At 35.2% G+C, this 19,385-nt stretch carries 20 protein-coding genes and 1 tRNA gene; 4 read left to right on the forward strand and 17 right to left on the reverse strand.

What is annotated here, in order from left to right; genetic code table 11:
- Window positions 1-126: 126 nt before the first annotated feature.
- From clpX to E0F98_RS01695, 3 genes are all read right to left on the reverse strand, one after another.
- Complete coding sequence (clpX, locus tag E0F98_RS01685; protein ID WP_132108579.1) at window positions 127-1,359, reverse strand: ATP-dependent Clp protease ATP-binding subunit ClpX; 1,233 nt, start codon at window positions 1,357-1,359, stop codon at window positions 127-129.
- 86 nt (window positions 1,360-1,445) lie between these two features.
- Window positions 1,446-2,120 (reverse strand): ATP-dependent Clp endopeptidase proteolytic subunit ClpP, encoded by a 675-nt coding sequence (gene clpP / locus E0F98_RS01690; protein ID WP_132108581.1) that lies wholly within the window; start codon window positions 2,118-2,120, stop codon window positions 1,446-1,448.
- A 312-nt stretch (window positions 2,121-2,432) separates the two neighbouring features.
- Window positions 2,433-3,758, reverse strand: coding sequence for a trigger factor (locus E0F98_RS01695; protein WP_132108583.1), 1,326 nt, complete (start codon window positions 3,756-3,758; stop codon window positions 2,433-2,435).
- 457 nt (window positions 3,759-4,215) lie between these two features.
- On the opposite strand from E0F98_RS01695, the gene E0F98_RS01700 reads away from it, so the two are divergent.
- Complete coding sequence (locus E0F98_RS01700; RefSeq protein ID WP_132108585.1) at window positions 4,216-4,647, forward strand: hypothetical protein; 432 nt, start codon at window positions 4,216-4,218, stop codon at window positions 4,645-4,647.
- Between the two features lie 211 nt (window positions 4,648-4,858).
- On the opposite strand, the gene E0F98_RS01705 is transcribed toward E0F98_RS01700, so the two are convergent.
- The 14 genes from E0F98_RS01705 to E0F98_RS01765 form a co-directional block, all read right to left on the reverse strand.
- A tRNA-Glu gene (locus E0F98_RS01705) sits at window positions 4,859-4,930 on the reverse strand.
- Window positions 4,931-5,138: 208 nt separating this feature from the next.
- Window positions 5,139-7,388, reverse strand: a complete 2,250-nt coding sequence (locus E0F98_RS01710; RefSeq protein ID WP_132108587.1) for a multicopper oxidase domain-containing protein — start codon at window positions 7,386-7,388, stop codon at window positions 5,139-5,141.
- Between the two features lie 13 nt (window positions 7,389-7,401).
- Window positions 7,402-7,542: a hypothetical protein gene (locus tag E0F98_RS15990; RefSeq protein WP_165929266.1), complete on the reverse strand. Its 141-nt coding sequence runs from the start codon at window positions 7,540-7,542 to the stop codon at window positions 7,402-7,404.
- Between the two features lie 56 nt (window positions 7,543-7,598).
- Window positions 7,599-10,088 carry a heavy metal translocating P-type ATPase gene (locus E0F98_RS01715; RefSeq protein WP_132108589.1) on the reverse strand — a complete coding sequence of 830 codons (2,490 nt, stop codon included), beginning with the start codon at window positions 10,086-10,088 and terminating at the stop codon, window positions 7,599-7,601.
- Window positions 10,089-10,173: 85 nt separating this feature from the next.
- Window positions 10,174-10,737, reverse strand: a complete 564-nt coding sequence (locus E0F98_RS01720; protein ID WP_132108591.1) for a helix-turn-helix domain-containing protein — start codon at window positions 10,735-10,737, stop codon at window positions 10,174-10,176.
- 1 nt (window position 10,738) lies between these two features.
- Window positions 10,739-11,350: a DUF3347 domain-containing protein gene (locus E0F98_RS01725; RefSeq protein WP_132108592.1), complete on the reverse strand. Its 612-nt coding sequence runs from the start codon at window positions 11,348-11,350 to the stop codon at window positions 10,739-10,741.
- 79 nt (window positions 11,351-11,429) lie between these two features.
- Complete coding sequence (locus tag E0F98_RS01730; RefSeq protein WP_132108593.1) at window positions 11,430-12,239, reverse strand: hypothetical protein; 810 nt, start codon at window positions 12,237-12,239, stop codon at window positions 11,430-11,432.
- A gap of 1 nt (window position 12,240) precedes the next feature.
- Window positions 12,241-12,768 carry a heavy-metal-associated domain-containing protein gene (locus E0F98_RS01735; protein WP_132108594.1) on the reverse strand — a complete coding sequence of 176 codons (528 nt, stop codon included), beginning with the start codon at window positions 12,766-12,768 and terminating at the stop codon, window positions 12,241-12,243.
- Window positions 12,769-12,772: 4 nt separating this feature from the next.
- Window positions 12,773-13,252, reverse strand: coding sequence for a TlpA family protein disulfide reductase (locus E0F98_RS01740; protein WP_132108595.1), 480 nt, complete (start codon window positions 13,250-13,252; stop codon window positions 12,773-12,775).
- 30 nt (window positions 13,253-13,282) lie between these two features.
- Complete coding sequence (locus E0F98_RS01745) at window positions 13,283-14,128, reverse strand: DUF3347 domain-containing protein (RefSeq protein WP_394345839.1); 846 nt, start codon at window positions 14,126-14,128, stop codon at window positions 13,283-13,285.
- Window positions 14,129-14,303: 175 nt separating this feature from the next.
- The gene (locus E0F98_RS01750; RefSeq protein WP_132108597.1) at window positions 14,304-14,669 is read right to left on the reverse strand and encodes a hypothetical protein; all 366 of its coding nucleotides are present in this window, start codon (window positions 14,667-14,669) and stop codon (window positions 14,304-14,306) included.
- 101 nt (window positions 14,670-14,770) lie between these two features.
- Entirely contained in the window at window positions 14,771-15,115 is a 345-nt protein-coding gene (locus E0F98_RS01755) for a phage holin family protein (RefSeq protein WP_132108599.1), read from the reverse strand.
- Between the two features lie 44 nt (window positions 15,116-15,159).
- On the reverse strand, window positions 15,160-15,930 hold the full coding sequence (locus E0F98_RS01760; RefSeq protein ID WP_132108601.1) for an alpha/beta fold hydrolase: 771 nt from the start codon (window positions 15,928-15,930) through the stop codon (window positions 15,160-15,162).
- A gap of 154 nt (window positions 15,931-16,084) precedes the next feature.
- On the reverse strand, window positions 16,085-16,798 hold the full coding sequence (locus E0F98_RS01765; RefSeq protein ID WP_132108603.1) for a pyridoxine 5'-phosphate synthase: 714 nt from the start codon (window positions 16,796-16,798) through the stop codon (window positions 16,085-16,087).
- A gap of 116 nt (window positions 16,799-16,914) precedes the next feature.
- Between E0F98_RS01765 and E0F98_RS01770 the strand changes: the two genes are divergently transcribed.
- The 3 genes from E0F98_RS01770 to porG all read left to right on the forward strand — a co-directional run bounded on the left by E0F98_RS01770 (window position 16,915) and on the right by porG (window position 19,384).
- A complete protein-coding gene (locus E0F98_RS01770) occupies window positions 16,915-17,571 on the forward strand; it encodes a CBS domain-containing protein (protein ID WP_132108605.1) in 657 nt (218 codons plus the stop codon).
- 72 nt (window positions 17,572-17,643) lie between these two features.
- Window positions 17,644-18,528, forward strand: a complete 885-nt coding sequence (locus E0F98_RS01775; protein WP_132108607.1) for an NAD kinase — start codon at window positions 17,644-17,646, stop codon at window positions 18,526-18,528.
- Between the two features lie 172 nt (window positions 18,529-18,700).
- Complete coding sequence (gene porG, locus E0F98_RS01780) at window positions 18,701-19,384, forward strand: type IX secretion system protein PorG (protein WP_132108609.1); 684 nt, start codon at window positions 18,701-18,703, stop codon at window positions 19,382-19,384.
- Window position 19,385: the final 1 nt, after the last annotated feature.

Consider the following 19,385-nt stretch of genomic DNA (forward strand, 5'->3'; position numbering starts at 1 on the left):
AATCTATTTGTTTATTAAAAAGAATCGCCTTCCTTTTTTCAAACAATAACAAATACCACAAAATAGCCACAAAAAAACCCGTTCAATCAAATGAACGGGCTACTGTTTTTGAGAAAATCGTAATTTCTATGAAGCAATCTCTAATCGCTTCAATAAGTTCTTATTCAAAGTTTCTTTTGCATAGTCCTTATCAATTTCTAATACTTTAGTATCTGAACTTGGTAATTCATACATCGCATCTGTCAATACCGCCTCACATAATGAACGTAATCCACGAGCTCCTAATTTGTATTCTAATGCTTTATCAACAATAAAATCTAATGCCTCGTCAGTGATTGAAAACGCAACCTCATCCATTAAAAACAATTTTTGATATTGTTTAATTAAGGCATTTTTAGGCTGAGTCAAAATTGCACGAAGGGTTTCTCTGTCTAAAGGATCCATATGTGTCAATACTGGCAAACGACCAATGATCTCTGGAATCAATCCGAAGTCTTTGATGTCTTTAGGAATGATGTATTGCAGTAAATTCTCTTTGTCGATATTATCCACATTTTTTGAAGTAGAATATCCAACGGCTTGGCGATTTAATCTTTTCGAAATAATTCTTTCGATTCCGTCAAAAGCACCACCAGCAATAAACAAGATATTTTGAGTATTTACCTCAACAAATTTTTGGTCTGGATGCTTACGTCCTCCTTTTGGTGGCACGTTTACAACTGTTCCTTCTAATAGTTTTAATAATGCTTGTTGCACTCCTTCACCAGAAACGTCACGTGTAATAGAGGGGTTGTCACTCTTACGGGCGATTTTGTCTATTTCATCAATAAATACGATTCCGCGCTCTGCTTTAGCCACATCATAATCAGCAGCTTGAAGTAAACGTGTCAAAATACTTTCAACATCTTCTCCTACATAACCAGCTTCAGTCAATACAGTTGCATCTACAATAGCCAAAGGAACGTCAAGCATTTTAGCAATTGTTTTAGCCACTAATGTTTTACCTGTTCCAGTTTGTCCCACCATGATGATGTTACTTTTTTCAATCTCTACTTCGTCGTCTAGTTGCTGTTGCATTAAACGCTTGTAGTGATTGTAAACCGCAACCGACATTACTTTTTTGGTTTGGTCTTGTCCTATCACATATTGATCTAGAAAAGCTCTAATTTCTTTTGGTTTCTTTAATATAAGATCTCCAGCTAATTTCGAACTCCCACTAGTTTTCAATTCTTCTAAAACAATTCCATGCGCCTGCTCAATACATTTATCGCATATATGCGCATCAATTCCAGCAATCAATAAATTGGTGTCTGGTTTTTTCCTTCCGCAAAATGAGCATTCTAATTTTTCTTTCGCCATCTTTTATTGTTTAAAGTTTAAGCATTTAAAGTTTAAAGTTACCTTGGCAACCTTAAACTTTAAGCTTTAAACTTGTAACTATTTTATTATCCTCTTCTTAAAACTTCATCAATCATTCCGTATTCTTTTGCCTCGTCAGCAATCATCCAATAGTCACGCTCACTGTCTTTATGTACTTTATCAAATGTTTGTCCGGAGTGCTGAGAGATAATTTTATACAACTCATCTTTCAGTTTCAACATTTCGCGTAAGTTGATTTCCATATCAGTCGCAACACCTTGTGCTCCTCCTGATGGTTGGTGAATCATTACTCTTGAGTGTGGCAATGCGGAACGTTTCCCTTCAGCACCTGCGCACAATAATACCGCTCCCATAGAAGCTGCCATTCCTGTACAAATTGTAGCAACGTCTGGCTTGATGTATTGCATCGTGTCATAAATCCCTAAACCTGCATAAACGCTTCCTCCTGGAGAGTTTAAGTAAATTTGAATGTCCTTAGAAGCATCGGCGCTTTCTAAGAATAATAATTGTGCTTGAACGATATTTGCGATTTGGTCATCAATTCCTGTTCCTAGGAAAATAATTCTGTCCATCATCAATCTCGAGAAAACATCTAATTGCGAAATATTCAATTGACGTTCTTCGATGATATATGGAGTCATATTAGTAGGATTCATTGCCGCAACGATTTTATCGTAATACATGGCATTTACCCCGTGGTCCTTTGTAGCAAACTTTTTAAATTCTTTACCGTAGTTCATATTTTATTTGTTCTAAGTTTTACGTTATATCTAGTATTTCTATTTATTGCAAAGGTCATACCTCTTTATAAATGATGTCAAACTGTCTTCTTTTTTAGCCCAGGTAGCAGTGAAAAGCTTTTTGAATTCCGGTTTTTAGTTTTTTTATTCTTGTAAAGCGACCAAAGTAAGCTCTTTCAAGAATTTTAAAAAATTAAAGCGGAAGAAAAAACTTGTAACGCATAACTGGATTAGCTCCTAAAATTAATTTAAACAAAAGAGCGCCAAAAAGAATTTTCCTTTGACGCTCAAATATACTTATTTTTTTAGAAATTATTCTCCGTAAGACGCAGCAATAAATTCGTCGTAAGTAACTTCTTTAGTTGTTGGATTTGCTTTTTCTTTAAACAATTCTAACAATTTTTCCGCTACAACTTGATCAGAAAGTCTTTTTACTTCGTCTTGGTTAGACAATACTCTCGCAACAATTCCTTGAACTTCTTCGTCCGTAGGATTTGTTTGTCCGTATTGTGCCATTTGTTGACGGATATTTTTTGTAGTGAACGTTTTCAAGTCTTCAAAAGTGATTTTGATGTCAGATTGAGCCATTGCTCTACCTTCGATCAATTGAAAACGCAATCCTTTTTCAGAACGTGCATATTCAGCTTCAGCTTCTTCAGGAGATAATTTTTTCTCACCTACAGTTTGCAACCATTTTTTAAGAAATTCTGAAGGCAAATCGAATTTTGTGCTTTCGATTAAGAATTCAGTAACATCACCTAATAATTTTTGATCAGCTTGAGTTGCAAATTGAGTTTCAGCATCTTCTTTGATCTTCGCTTTCAATTCGTCAAGAGAAGCTACTGCTCCTTCTCCGAAAAGTTTATCAAACAACTCTTGGTTTAATTCAGCCAATTCAGTTGTGTTGATTGCTTCGATTGTGAAATCTACATCAACAGCAATAGTGTGAACCTCATCATGAGCTATTTTCATCACGTCCATCAATTGATGCGCATCTTCAAATAAATCTTGAGTGTTTACAGTAACAACGTCACCCACTTTTTTACCAATGAATTTATCAGCAGTCGCTTTATCTTTGAACATAGTCAAAGAAATAGTCGTTCCACTATTGATTCCTTTTTCTTCGTTTGAGAAAGTTCCAGTTAAATCAGAACCTGCTACAACTTCTTCTTGAGGAACTGCAGTACCAAATTGTTTTTGGATACGCTCTACTTGACCGTCGATTAATTTCTCATCAGCAGTAACTACATATTTCACGATGTCGTTTTTAGCCTCTAAGTCTAATGTAAAGTCAGGAACTAATCCTATTTCGTACTCAAAAACCAATTCTTCCCCATCCCAAGAAAAATCTTCGTTTACTTTAGGAAGCGGAGTTCCAAGAAGGTTTAGTCTTTCAGTTTGTAAAAAACGCTCTAAGGCTAAATCAACCACTTTAGTAACTTCTTCTACTTTTATCGCTTTACCGTATTGTTTTTCAACAAGATCTTTAGGCACAGCCCCTTTTCTAAAACCTTTTACAGTTGCCAAAGGCATTTTTTCATTTATTCTTTTTGCTACTTGACCTTTGTAATCCATGTGTACAACTGTTATTACAATCGTCTCGTTTACAGCGTCTGTTGCTACTCTTTTGATATCCATCTTGTTCTTTACTTTACATTATAAATTCAGAGTGCAAAATTATAAAATTTTTCGAAGCCATCCAACTTTTTTACCACCGAACCTTTAGTACCGAAATTCACGATATTCTAGGGTTTAAAATCAAGGATATTTTGTTTGTTTTGGGCGTGCCCCGCCTCCGTTCCACTACGGCGCGTCAGGCTTTCCGTTGCAAATGAAATTCACTGAATACCAAAATTAAAATATGATCAAGATGAAGTAATCTTTTTAATCATTCCGCTATCGCTTCATGATAAAAAAGGATTTCCACTACAATCCTTCACGCGGTCGCTGCACGATATTTTGTTTTTAATTCTTGTACATGATAAAGAAATTACCTAGCAACCAATACAGGAGCTTATTTAAGATTAATAGTTAAGTTCTAAATAGCAAAAAAACTCCCAAAAAAAAAAGTATATTTACAGTTAAACAAAACTATATGTCTACAAATACAACATCAGAACGTATAAACTTCAACTATTCAGACTGGGAAAGAAAAATAGAAATTAACCCCGATGACACTGAAAGCATAAAAAAAGCAGGTAATTACATGATTGATTTATTGATCGAAGCTGCCAAAGCCGAAAAGAATATAGCTTTTGAAAAGAGAAAAGAAAACAGACTTTCTATTAAAAATAACAAATATTACACTTATAAAAAACCTGAAAAGGCTGACGATGAAGGATATCTTTCGTTTATATACGAAATAAACCAAGATACAGAAAACAAGCAATATTTTTATTACGATACAGTTATAGACTATAGAGTTGCAAACTATATTATTCAATCAAAAAATATCAGATCAATAAAAGACAAGCTACACCAAGGAACAAAAATTAAAGGGTGGACTCCTATCGAAGATCTAATATAGAAATAAATAATATGTTGTCTACCCCCTAGGTTACGTGTATTGCATATCCTGATAACGCAGATTTGAAACCCGTGCCCGCAATAATTCCGTAAGAACAAAAAAGCCTCAAAAAATTTAATTTTCGAGGCTTTTTGTTTGTAATAAGTATTCTATTTTTTCAGTACCAATATTAATTTTCAAAAAAATATAATCTGAAAACTTAAGAATTTTGTAGCCCGTAGCGGAATCGAACCGCTCTTACATGGATGAAAACCATGCGTCCTAACCGATAGACGAACGGGCCTTAATTTTCTATTCGGGTGCAAAAATAGAACTATTTTTGAGATACGCAAAGCTAAATTCTAAAACTAGATGGTATAATTAATCTTTTTTTTAAATGAAAATTCTAATTAATTCATAATAAGCACTTACCATTAAAAAGGACGCTAAAGAAATTTTAATCTATAGCGTCCTTTTTTAAAATTAAACTTAATTTACTGCATAAAAACAATCTAATAATTGACATTCAACCCAAAACCAACTCCCATATCACTATCGTAATGTGTAGTGATTCCAAGATTTTTACCAACTATATATTTTAATCCTGCCATGTATTCTTTGTCAGTATTAACCATAAGTGCCGCACGCAGTCGTTTAGAAACTGGGATATCTTCTCGCATCAACTGAAAACGAAAGTTACCATCATGAAAAACTTCTGCCTGAGCAATTACTAAAAGTGGCAAGGTATAATTAACCCCTAAACTCACAACCGCTCTATTGTCCTTAGTATTTGATTGTCCAAAGACGTTTTTCTCTATTTCATTCATTCCAAACTTTCGATAACGCCAGTCAAATCCTATAAACGGCATCAGCCATTGGTTTCTACCAATGTATCTCCCTATATGTGTTTCGACTTCATATCCATGATCATCATGATAACCTAAGCTCCATTCAGTACCAAAACTCCATCTAGCATTTTGCACCATCGCTTGCCCATCATTTCCATTGGTAGCAAAATCATTCTCGGCCATAACATGTAGTCCGTTACTCTCGCGTTGTAACTTTTTATAGGCCCATTCTTTATTAGGTAATAATGGATTTAGCTCAGAATTTTCAACACTAAACACTCTGTTCATCCCAGCCATCATATGATACAAAATATGACAGTGAAAAAACCAATCGCCATCCGCATTAGCATTAAATTCAATGGTATCTGTTTCCATTGGCATGATATCTAGAACGTTTTTCAAAGGAGCAAATTTCCCTTGTCCATTCAATACTCTAAAATCATGTCCATGCAAGTGCATTGGGTGACGCATCATGGAATTATTGGTCAATACAATTCGTACATTTTCTCCTTTTTTAATTAGTATTTTATCTGATTCTGAAAGTACTCTATTATCCATACTCCATAAATACCTATTCATATTTCCAGTTAATTCAAAACGCAATTCTCGCACTGGGGCATCTTTGGGTAGTGTAGTAACTGTTGGCGATTTTAGCATTCCATAATTTAAAGTCACGATATCCTTAGACCCAGAATCCATACTATGCATTGAATGATCCATTTTAGCATCCATCTTAGCATTATCCTCTTTTTGAGTTTTGCCTTTCGATTTCTTACTTTCTCCAGTAATTTCAGGATACATAACCGTGTTCATATCCATTTTTTGAAGACTCATTTTCATACCCATATCATTCATGCTGCCGTCCATGTTCATCATTTCGTTCATCATTTTCATGCCAGCGAAATAATTTAATTTTGGCAATGGAGCGATTAGCTGTTTAATTCCGCTTCCTATGTATAACGAAGTAGATTTAGTTCGGTCTTCAGGTGTAGCTAAAAATTCATATGAAGTATTTGCTTCTGGAATGGTCACCACCACATCATAAGTTTCAGAAACTCCAATAATCAATCGATCTACCTCAACTGGTTCCACATCATTCCCGTCATTAGCGACAACTGTAATTTTTCCGCCGGCATAAGTCAACCAAAAATAAGACGAAGCTCCCGCATTAGAAATACGTAAACGCACCTTGTCGCCTCCCTTGAATTGTGAAAGCTGACTTTCATTTTTTCCATTTATCAAAAACTTATCGTAATACACATCACTAACATCCATCGCCAGCATGCGCTTCCACTCATTATTGAACTTGGTTTTAAAATGTCCGCTTTTTATTGCTTCAGCATAACTCTGGGTTGTTCCTTTTTTTATCGCAAACCAGTCCGAAGCATTATGCAGCATGCGGTGTACATTGTCAGGATTATAATCTGTCCATTCGCTTAAAACCACAGGAACTGCTGGTAAATCATCGATTCCTTTTCTAAAGGTAGGATCATCCACTTTTTTCTTTAAAATCATAGCACCATACATCCCTATTTGTTCCTGCATTCCCGAGTGACTGTGGTACCAATGTGTACCGTTTTGTATAATAGGAAAACTATATTTATGAGTTGTATTAGGCGCTATGGGCATCTGGGTTAGAAAAGGAACCCCATCTTCCTTATTAGGCAAATACAAGCCATGCCAATGCAAAGAAGTTCCTTCCTCCAACTTGTTATGCACATAGATTTCGGCAATGTCACCTTCGGTAAAAGTTAATGTAGGCATAGGAATCTGTCCGTTTACAGCAATTGCTCTTTTATCTTTTCCTGCAAAATTGACAATCGTATCCTTTACATACAAATCATAGCGAACCACTTTTTGTGCATATGTCGAGAAACCAAACAACACCGCGATAATTAACACTCTTATATTCATTATTTTCTATATTTTATTTTTTTCTTCTCCTATATAAATGAGCTGCTACTAAAATTAAAAGTGCAAAAATCAATATTGAGCCCCACCAAAACCAATGCATTCCCATAAATGAGTACGCATCCATGTGCATTCCTTCTTGTCCGGAATTATCCATACTATTAATTTTTAAAGGTTAATAAATACAATAAGCAGCCCCGCAAACGTATTTAGTTACAGTTTTAAATTTCGCAGTCGTAATGCATTTGCTATAACAGAAACTGAGCTAAAACTCATTGCTAAGGCAGCGATCATTGGCGAGAGTAAAAGACCGAAAAAAGGATATAAAACCCCAGCTGCAATTGGAATCCCAAGTACATTATAAAAGAAAGCAAAAAATAAATTTTGGTTGATGTTTTTCATCACCGCATGACTTAGTTTTTTAGCTTTTACAATCCCTTGTAAATCTCCTTTTACTAATGTGATTTTGGCGCTTTCAATCGCTACGTCAGTTCCAGTTCCCATCGCGATACCAATATCGGCTTGCGCCAGAGCCGGAGCATCGTTAATTCCGTCCCCTGCCATGGCTACAATTTTGCCTTGGTCTTGTAATTTCTTAATTTCTTTTAGTTTATCTTCCGGCAAACAACCTGCAATAAATGAAGTCAAGTTCAACTCTTGAGCAACTGCTCTTGCCGTATTTTCATTATCTCCCGTAAGCATAATCACTTCGACACCCTGACTCATTAAATCAGCAATGGCGGCAACACTCGTTGGTTTTATTGCATCGGTAATCGTAACATATCCTAAAACAGTATTGTCCACCGAAATATAAGAAACCGTTTTCCCAAGTTTCTGCTCGGTTACTACTTTAGAATCAATTTCTGCGTCAATCACAGCCCCAACTTGTTCCATCAGACTCTTATTTCCTAAAGCTACTTTTGTATTATCTACCGTTCCCACGACCCCTTTTCCTGTAATAGCCTCAAAGTCTTTTACCTCAGAAAGTGCTGTTTCTTTTGCTCTTGCAAAATGGACTACGGCTTCCGCCAATGGGTGTTCACTATATTGATTTAAAGATGCGATTTTTTGCAGCAGCGCATCCTCGTTGTTTTGACTAGAATATACTTTTTCAACAGAAGGTTTTCCTTCGGTTATAGTTCCAGTTTTATCGGTAATGAGAACATTCACCTTGTCCATATTCTCCAATGCTTCAGCATTTTTTATCAAAACTCCGGATTGCGCTCCTTTCCCAACACCTACCATGACAGACATAGGCGTGGCCAAACCTAATGCACACGGACAAGCAATAATAAGTACCGCGATGGCATTGATAAATCCATAAACCATTGCGGGCTCTGGACCAAAATTTGCCCAGACAAAAAATGTTATTATCGAAGTAATTACAACTATTGGTACAAAATACTTCGCTATTCTGTCGGCTAGTTTTTGAATAGGTGCTCTCGAACGGCTGGCAGAATTTACCATTTGAACAATTTGAGAAAGCAAGGTATCTGAACCCACTTTCTCTGCAATCATCACAAAAGATTTGTTTCCGTTTATGGTTCCTGCAATAACGGAATCATCAATCTTTTTATCAACAGGAATTGGCTCGCCAGAAATCATTGATTCGTCTATAGTCGTTTCCCCATCAGTAATTTTTCCATCCACAGGAATTTTTTCACCTGGTTTCACACGCAATAAATCGTCTTGTTTAATATCATGAACAGAAATCACCTTATCCACTCCGTCGCTAACTAAGGTGGCTTCAGTAGGCGCTAATTTCAGTAATTCTTTTATCGCTCCACTGGTTCTGCTGTGCGCCCTCGCTTCTAATAGCTGACCTAATAAAACTAAAGTTAGTATTACGGTGGTTGCTTCAAAATAGAGATGAACTGCTCCGGTATGTGTTTTAAATTCATATGGAAAAAGCTCTGGGAAAAATAAACCAAACAGGCTAAATAGAAAAGCAACTCCAGCACCAATACCTATTAAGGTAAACATATTTAAGTTCCATGAAATAATAGACTTCCAGGCACGCACAAAAAACATCCAAGTAGCATAAAAAACTACTGGAAGTGACAAGGCAAATTGCATCCAATTCCAACTCGAAGTATCCATTATTTTTAGAAGTGGATTATTCGGAATCATATCTGACATTGCAATGATAAAAATAGGTACCGTAAAAAGTACTGCAATTTTCATTTTGCTTACCAGAGCAAGATACGACTGGTCTTCTTCACTTTCGCTAGGTTCCATTGGCACTAAATCCATTCCGCATATAGAACAAGAACCCGGAGCTTCCTCGATGATTTCAGGATGCATCGGGCAAGTAAACAGGGTCTTCGTCGCAATTAAATCAGGTGCTTTTACGAGGTCCATTCCGCAAACAGGGCAATCACCAGCTTTGTCATATACTTTATCGCCTTCGCAAAACATAGGACAATAATATTTTCCCGCTGCATTTTTAGGCGGAGTTACAACGACTTTTTCTGTTGGCAGCAGTACATCATTGGGATTAAAAACCTTTATCGAATAATTCCCCGCAGCCGAAAGCGCCTCTTGAAAATGAGTTGTTTGGATAGGCTTTTGCATAGTAATAGTAGCGATAGGCGGATCTAATGTGACGACAGCCTCAACACCTTCCAAAGCATTCAAGTTTTTTTCAACTTTAGTTCTACAACCATTGCAAGACATTCCAGTAATAGTATAGTTATGTTTCATTATTTAGTATCTTAAATTATTAATCCAAACTTACCATTATAAACGACTAAGACTCTTATACAATTATGGTTGTGTTATGTATCATTTATAGATTTTCAAGAGACAGACGTTTCTGTTCTTCGCTGTTTTTAAAAAAAGTAGGAGTCATAGCTGTGACTTTTTTAAATTGCTTGCTCAAATGAGAAGCACTACTATAATTGAGCTGAAATGCAATTTCATTCAAACTTAATTCATCATACACAAGCAATTCTTTAACCCTTTCAATCTTTTGAAGAATATAATAATGTTCAATCGTGTTGCTTTCCTGAGTCGAAAATAAATTACTTATATAGCTGTAATCATGACCAATGGCTGCTACTATATAATCTGACAAATTCGTCGTGAAACGATTATCCTTAAAATGAACCAATTCAACAATCAGGTTTTTTACTTTCTCTACAATCTGGCTCTTCTTGTCGTCGATAATTAAGAAACCGAGATTCAATAATTTTCTATTGAGATCTACTATTTTTTCTTTGCTTAAATCTTCGGCTATTTCTATTTTTCCCAGTTCTACCGATATAGTATGAAGTCCAAACTTTTCCAGTTCAGACTTCACGACCATTATACATCGGTTACAAACCATATTTTTTATGTGTAATTTCAAAATACTATTTTAAAGTTTCCACTATCCCGCCGCAACTTAGCATTTCAGAACCATAATATGGATTTTTAATTTCTTTGGTTTCACTAATCCAATAACCACTTTTCCCGCCATCATACATTGGACAGTAATCTTTATATAATTTTCGATCAGTTCCAAAAGTTTTTATCAAATCTGTCACTTCTTTACTAACCAATGCAAAGTATTCTCTTTGATGATCCATTTTGCCAGCGTTGCCACTAATGTGCTTTAAGTCTTTGCTCATTTTTGCTCCAATGACATCATATTTCTTTTTATTGTCTACATCTAAAGAGCTAGAATTCAAGCCGCTTAAAGTTACAATAAATTTTTCAGCCGCTAGGGCAGCCGCTTTCGAATCATCGTTTACAAGCGTATTTTTCAAACTCAAATAATCGTTTACTATTTCATTTATATTTATCGAGGAGGAAGTCGCTTTTTTTATTTCTATTTCTGGCTGAGCGACATCTAAATCTACATTTGAAGTTGGCACAGCCTTCTCTACAATTTCAGAATTGAGGTTCTCTGTTTCTTTAGTTTTTTGATTACAAGCAGTAAATAGAAACACAAATGCGATGGACGAAAGTATTATATTTTTCATTTTTTATAAATTTTTAATTATTCAAATAGGGTAATTATTTCACTTATTTTATAAATTTAATTCAATTTACTCGGTATTTCTAATTAGCTACATTAAAAAAAGTATATTCTAGTTTCAAATAAAAACCATCAGAGGCAGTACGAAGCATCGAGCTATACAATTCTTTTTTGTATGCTAAGTCAATTCTAGCCTGGCTGTTGATGATAAATTGCACTGAAGGCACAACATCGAGATAAGATTTTCCGCCTTCAGTCAATGTTTGCCCTACAAATTCCAACATCGTATTAATATTGGTTTGCTTAAAGCTAGTGTATCGTTTGGGATACATTAATTTACCGATGGAAAAGGTGTAATTGAATGCAGCATTACTTTGTAATTCTGGAAATTCATAATCTTCTTTATCATCAGTTACGCCGTTATAACTAAGTGAAGTACTAAGAGCTACTTTTTTGATTAGCTGCGTCGCAACCACACCCACTTCATAACCCGAATTTCCTCCAGAAAGATCAATTGCTTCTTGCTGCATCGGCGAATTAGTCCAGCTGTATCGCCCAAAGGCTGCCAGACGAAAATGGCTTTGTAAATCATCTAGAGAAAAAAAACGGTATTTAGCGTAAACTCCCGCACCTTCTTCTTTTAATGTATTGCTGCTATTATTTAAAAAAGCAGACGCACGCAGCATTAAATTTTTGTTTACACCCCAAGTCACCTCAGGCGACAAATTAAAAAGAGAACCGCTACCAATTTCTTTTTTCAATAGAGATTGTCCAACACGAACTCCAATAGAACCCGCTGGAACATTACTCGCGGGTTCCGTAACTACAAAAAGTTCTTGAGCACTAATTTGAAACGAAATCAGCGCCAAGAAAACAATGCCTAAATACCTCATCTTATAATGTTTTAATATGATAGTTATTATCAGATCCATCTACATAAGTTGGATATTTCGAATACGATTTTACTAATTTTTTATACTCTTTTTGGGTAACAAAACCTTCGTCTAAGATCTTAACCTTAGTTTCTCCAGATAAAACTTGAGCTTTAGTATCAATGAAAACAAATGTAGCTTCATCCTGTTTAACAACGGCATTATCTTGTGCTTTCACATTATCAAATGGCATTGTCAACACCATAGACCCTACGAAAAATCCAGCTTTTTCAACTGCATTTTTTAACACCATAGGCTGTACTGAATTATTATTCTTGAACTGAACCGTAAAAGTATTCGTATTCAAATCAGTACTTACACTTTCTACAACTTCCATTGCTTTTAACTGTTTGTTTATCGCATTCGAACACATCGAACAGGTAAGTCCTGTTGCAATTATTTCGGCTTTAGAGATTTGAGAAAAGGCATTTCCACTTGTAATCAATGTTAAAAGTGCTATTGCTATGAATTTTATATTTAGTATTTTCATCTGTTTATTTATTTATTTGAGCGATAATTTCTTCCTCGGTCGGATTAATCGCGATTAGTATTCCTTCGTTATTAAAAAGATAAGCTGCAGGCAATTCTTCGACTCCAAAAGTTACTGCCGAAGCAGCATCAAAACCTTTGGCATCAATTAATTGCTGGTGTTTCATTTTATCTTTGGCAATGGCATTTATCCATTTTGTTTTATCTGTATCAAGCGATATCCCAACGATTTCAAAGTTCTTGTCTTTATAAGTTTCATAGACTTTTACCAATTTCCTATTAGCTAATCTACAAGGTCCACACCAAGAAGCCCAGAAATCTACTAAAACCGTTTTCCCCTTGAACGACTCAAGGCTCACTGTTACATTATTATTGTTTTCAAGTGCGATATTAGGAAAAGCATCTCCTAACTTTACTTGTGCACTGGCAGTTGACATCACAAACACGAGACTGCAAGCCAGAATTATATCTTTAAAGTTTATCATTACTCTTTTATTTTAAAAGGGTTCAATGGATTATTTCCCTATTGTTTCAACCGTTTTACCACAAGTCATCATTTGAGAACCATAATATGGATTTTTAACTGCATTTTCCTTGCTCAACCAGTTGGCCCCTTTACCACCGTTTGCCATAGGACAAAATTGATAAAAAACAGCAGTTTCATATTTAGCCACTTTTATTAAATCATAGATGTTTTTTGACAAAGACACAAAAAGCACTCTTTGTTTCTTGATGTCTTGAGTGTCAGCAATCGACTTAGCGTCAGCTTTTAAATCTTTCATTACTTTCATCCAAACCATGTGAACGTCCATAGCGAGTTTGTCCATTTCTACGGTATTAAGAGACACAAGCAATTCTTTTGACTTTGCTGAGGCTGTTGGACCTTCGGTTTTCACCAATGCATCTTTTAGTGAAAAGTAGTTATCAAAAACCACTTTCAATTGATCATTTTCTACAGCAACCTCTTTTGAGCTTGCTGAATGATTTGCGTGATGATCCATTGTGGAGGCTGCCACTTTCGCATCTGCCACTGTAGTAGTTTTTGCTTCTCTATCATATTGACAACAACCGTGTAATTGATCATAAACAGAGTCTGGAGCAAGGAACTTCTCACTGTCATAACCTGCTAAAGCAATACGTTTTAAGATTTCATCCTCTGAAGTTTTTGATGAATCGTAAGTAAGTGTAGCCATTTTGGTGTCTTTATTCCAATCCACCGAAGCGACATTCTTTATATTTCCTGCCTTTTCGATCTTGGTTTCACACATACCGCAGTTTCCGTATATTTTTACAGAATTTGTTTTAGAATTCTTCATTTGCGCAGTAACCGCTGCAGCTGATAACAATAGAGTTATTGCCATCAATATTTTTTTTATTGAGTACATAGTATAATAATTTAAATGTGAGTGCGCTAAATCAATAGATAAACGAAAGCATATAAGCTCTGATTAACATCAAGTAATAGCCGATAAATAAATGATTTTAAAGCAAGTTTTGCTTTGAATTTGACAGAGTAGTGGCTGTCAAAAATAGAATTTAGCCTATTTTAGGAATAAGCCAAATGGAAGAATATCCAGCAGAAGTGAAGGATATCAAATGATTGAATCTTTGCTTTTCAGTCGAAAAATTAAAATTAGAACTCTGAATTTCAAATTGAAAAAACGAGTCGATAGCTGTATTTACTGATGAACTGCTGCATAAAGCATGTCCGCATTTCCCGTTACAACTATTGTGTTTGCTACTTTTAGAATGAGAATCCTTCTCGCAGCAATCTTTCTTCCTAGTCTTAGAAGACATTTCCATACCACAGGAACTTGTATCTGAATTTCCACATGCAAAAGTTGTATTTGGCATCAAAAGGAAGCCAAACAAAACGATTAATAAGATGTGGAATTTTTTCATTTTCTTTTTTAATAGGGTTCAAAAGTACTAAAAATCATAATAGCGCCTCGCTAAAGATTTGTTAAAATAAGCGCAGCGCTACTAATTTTTTATGAATATTCTTACTTGTCCTCTCCTAATATTTTGTACATAATGGACTGTAATATCGATAATATAATACTGAAAAACAGTGCCGTCCAGAATGAATCTACACTAAATCCTCCTACGATACCGTCACATAATAAAATGATAATCGCATTTATCGCTAATAAAAACAGGCCTAAAGTTACTATCGTTATTGGAAAGGTCAAAATAACTAAAATAGGTTTGATAAATATATTAAGTAACCCAAGAACAATTGCTACAATTAAAGCGGTGGTAAAACCTGCCACATGAACTCCCGACATAAAGTTTGCGATAAGCAATACTAAAGCTGATGTAATAAGAATTTTGATGATTAATTTCATGATTTATATTTTATATTTTTTACTAAAAGTACTACTTTTTTTAATTAATTAATTTCCCTAAAAAAAGAAATGGCCAACTCATGAAATAGAGCTGGGTTTTCGGCATGAAGCCAATGTCCTGCATTTGGGATAGTTTCTACCGTAGCAACTGGAAAGTGTGTTTGAATATTTTCAAAATCACTATCTAAGATATAGTTCGAGTTTCCGCCACGGATAAAAAGAGTTGGTTTTTCAAATGCTGCGGTGGCTGGCAGCGCTACTCCTATTTCTTCCATTTTTTCATTAAAAACAGCCAGGTTAAAACGAAAGGCCAATTGTCCTGGCTCTTGCCAATACAAGCTTTTCATTAAGAACTGTCTGGTTCCAAAATCAGTAATGTATTCTTCTAAAATTGCTTCGACTTCACTACGACTTGGTTTTGTAGTAAAATCAACAGCATTCAGTCCTTCCAAAATAGTTTGGTGGTGCTGCGGATAAAACTTCGGTCCTATATCAGCTACTATAAGCTTATCTACCATTTCAGGATATTGCGTTGCAAAAAGCATCGCCGTTTTCCCGCCCATAGAATGGCCTATCATATCGACATTTGTTAGTTTATGAGCATTGCAATATTCCAGAATATCCTGGGACATCAATTCATAGCTGAATTCCTCAGAATGAAAACTACGTCCGTGATTGCGGAGATCTAACAAATGTACTTCAAAACCTTCGGTTGCAAATTGCACTCCTAGTGTTTTCCAATTGTCTGACATTCCCAGAAATCCGTGAAGAATTAAAAGGGATTTTCCTGAACCTTCTATTTTTGAATATAACATAATGTACGTTTTAACGAGCGCGTGAGGGATAGCAGCGAAAATCCTTTTTTATTATGCAGCGATAGCGAAATAAAAAAAAGATTGCAGCGCATAGCCCGACCTCGTTGAAAAAAAACTTTCTTTTTTTTTTCAACTAGGGCACGCCCTAATTATTTTATTTTAATTTTTGCAAATACATATTAACCACATTCTCTAAACCTAAGTATAGCGATTCTGCGATTAAGGCATGGCCAATTGAAACCTCCAATAAACCTGGAATATTTTGACTGAAAAACTGAATATTCTCCAGACTTAAATCGTGTCCTGCATTGATTCCTAATCCGAATTCATTAGCTAGGACTGCCGCTTTTACGTAAGGATCTATTCCGCTTTTGTTTCCTAAACTAAATTGGTGGGCAAAAGCTTCGGTATAAAGTTCGATGCGATCAGTACCTGTTTGCTTTGCTCCTTCTATCATATCAAGTCGCGGATCAACAAAAATCGAGGTACGAATTCCATTGCGTTGAAATTCTTGAATCATCTCAGTCAAATACGCTTGATTTTTTACGGTATCCCAGCCAGCGGACGAGGTTATAGCACCAATTGCATCTGGAACCAAAGTCACTTGTTCTGGCTTGCATTCTAAAACCAAATCAATAAAATTATGCTGTGGGTTTCCTTCGATATTGAATTCGGTATAAACAATAGATTTTAGATCGCGTGCATCTTGATAACGGATGTGACGCTCATCTGGTCGTGGATGTATTGTGATTCCTTGTGCACCAAATTTTTGAATATCAGTGGCCACTTTTAATAAATCAGGAACATTTCCTCCGCGTGCATTACGTAAAGTAGCTATTTTATTGATATTTACACTTAACTTTGTCATTGGAATATTTTTTGATAGTGATAAAACTATATAATTGCTACAAAAATACAAAGTAAAAGGTAGGAGTTTTTGCCTTTTTTTGATTATTTTGCATAAAAATTAAGGATCTAGTTAAGATGGAAATTACAAACTACATAACTACTGATTTTAAAGCCATTGACAGCCAGGAGACTATTGCTTCTGTTAAAGACTTTTTTGATGACATCACTTTTTCACACTTTCCAGTTGTTGAAGAGGGAATCTACATTGGCAGTATCTCATCTGAAGATATTGAAACTTTTGACAGTGACAAAAAAGTAATCGACTACAAATATACTCTTGCAACCTTTTTTACTAGGAAAGATTCTATCTGGCTTGAAGTATTAGAGGTTTTTGCAAAAAACCATACCAACTTGATTCCCGTTTTAGATGAAAACAACAGCTATGTTGGCTATTATGAATTAGACGATATAATGAGTTTTTTCCACCAAACTCCATTTCTGAAAGAGCACGGACTAATATTAAAGGTAAAAAAAGGAATAGTAGATTATTCTATGGGGCAGATTACCCAAATTGTAGAAAGCAATAACGGAAAACTTTTGGGCTTATTTATTTCTGAATCTGATGGGAATAGCATCGAAGTAACTATGAAAATTAGCTTAGGCGCTATTAACGAAATAATCCAAACCTTCAGAAGGTATAATTACGAAATAATATCAGAACACCAAGAAGACGATTATATCAATACTTTGAAAGAGCGCTCAGACTACTTAGACAAATACCTTAATATGTAAGTGTCTATTTAGTTTCCAATATAAACCGCTATACGAACAAACGATTTTACAAACAAACCATTAAATAAAATAATGAAAATAGCCATATACGGTCAATATTATCAAAATAGTACCGAACCTATTATAAGAGACATATTCATTTTTTTTACTAAAAACAAAGTAGAGTTAGTTATTGAAGCTTCTTTTCTAGAGATGTTATATGAAAAGAAAATCATAAAAGAACAATACAGCACTTTTTCTTCCCACACAGAATTAGATCAAAGTTTTGATATGTTAATAAGCATTGGTGGCGACGGAACCATGCTAAGAGCAGCCACTTTAATACGGAATTCTGGAATTCCTATTTTAGGTATAAATGCTGGCCGTTTAGGTTTCCTAGCAACAGTTCAAAAAGAAAAAATTGATGAGTTTCTACAAATTGTAATTGATAAAAAATACACGCTTTCTAAAAGAACTTTGTTGAGTCTATCTTGTGACCCGGTCAATGACTCTCTTCAAGACATCAATTTTGCTATGAACGAAATTACCGTTAGCCGGAAAGACACTACTTCGATGATCACCATTGAGACCTTTCTTAATGGCGAATATTTAAATTCCTATTGGGCCGATGGCTTAATAGTATCCACACCTACAGGATCTACGGGATATTCTCTAAGTTGTGGAGGCCCTATATTTACCCCAGATGTAAAAGGTCTAGTTATCACACCCATTGCACCTCACAATCTAAATGCGAGACCACTAGTTATCCCTGACGAAACTGAAGTTAAATTAAAAGTTTCAGGACGAGAAGAGTACTATTTAGTTTCACTAGATTCCAGAGTCATCTCTGTAAGAAACGAATCCATACTGACTATCACTAAAACTCCCTTTGAAATAAACATGGTAGAGATTCCAAACGAAACATTTCTAAAAACACTTCGCACAAAATTATTGTGGGGCGAGGACAGAAGAAATTAATTTATTATTACTCGCAAAGCATACTATACTATCTCATTTATTCGTTTCACTAGTAACGAATCCCTCTCCGTTATCGATTATAACGGCTATTATCTAAATAATGGACACATTTATGGCAATCGGTATTGATTCGAAACGATAATTATTATATTTGCACGCAATTTTTAATTAAATGAACAAAACCTTTGGCTTATTTATATGTTTACTCTTAACGACGACTCTGTATTCACAAATACATGAAGTTGGAGTTTTCCTAGGAGGAAGTAACTATATAGGCGATATAGGACCAACAACTTATATAGCTCCAAATGAGCCTGCTTTTGGAATATTATATAAATGGAATAAAAGTCCGAGACACTCTTATCGCTTTTCTTATACCCAATCTAAAATCACTTCAAATGATCTTGATTCAAGAGAACCCAGCAGGAATCAAAGAGACTATCATTTTGAAAATAGCATAAAAGAAGTATCTTTAGGCCTTGAATTCAATTTTTTCGACTTTAATCTTCATCAATTAGGCCGTAAAATTACACCTTATGTGTACTCTGGGATTAGTTTTTTTAGATATGATGAGCTGTATGTTGAATTAGGTCAAACAAAAAAAGATGAAGGCAATAATTCATTTGCCATACCCATGATTTTAGGAATAAAGTCAAACATTACGCCTAGCTTAATTCTAGCATTAGAGGCAGGTGCACGTTACACCCTAACCGACAATCTGGAGGGAAGTAATCCCAAGAGGGAAGGTTTGAAACCATTACAATTTGGAAATATAAATAATAATGACTGGTACGTTTTTTCTGGGTTAACCTTAACCTATACCTTTGGAGAAAAACCATGCTATTGCGCAGAATAAA

Origin of the sequence: Flavobacterium hiemivividum (assembly GCF_004349145.1) — a bacterium.
Taxonomy (GTDB): Bacteria; Bacteroidota; Bacteroidia; order Flavobacteriales; family Flavobacteriaceae; genus Flavobacterium; species Flavobacterium hiemivividum.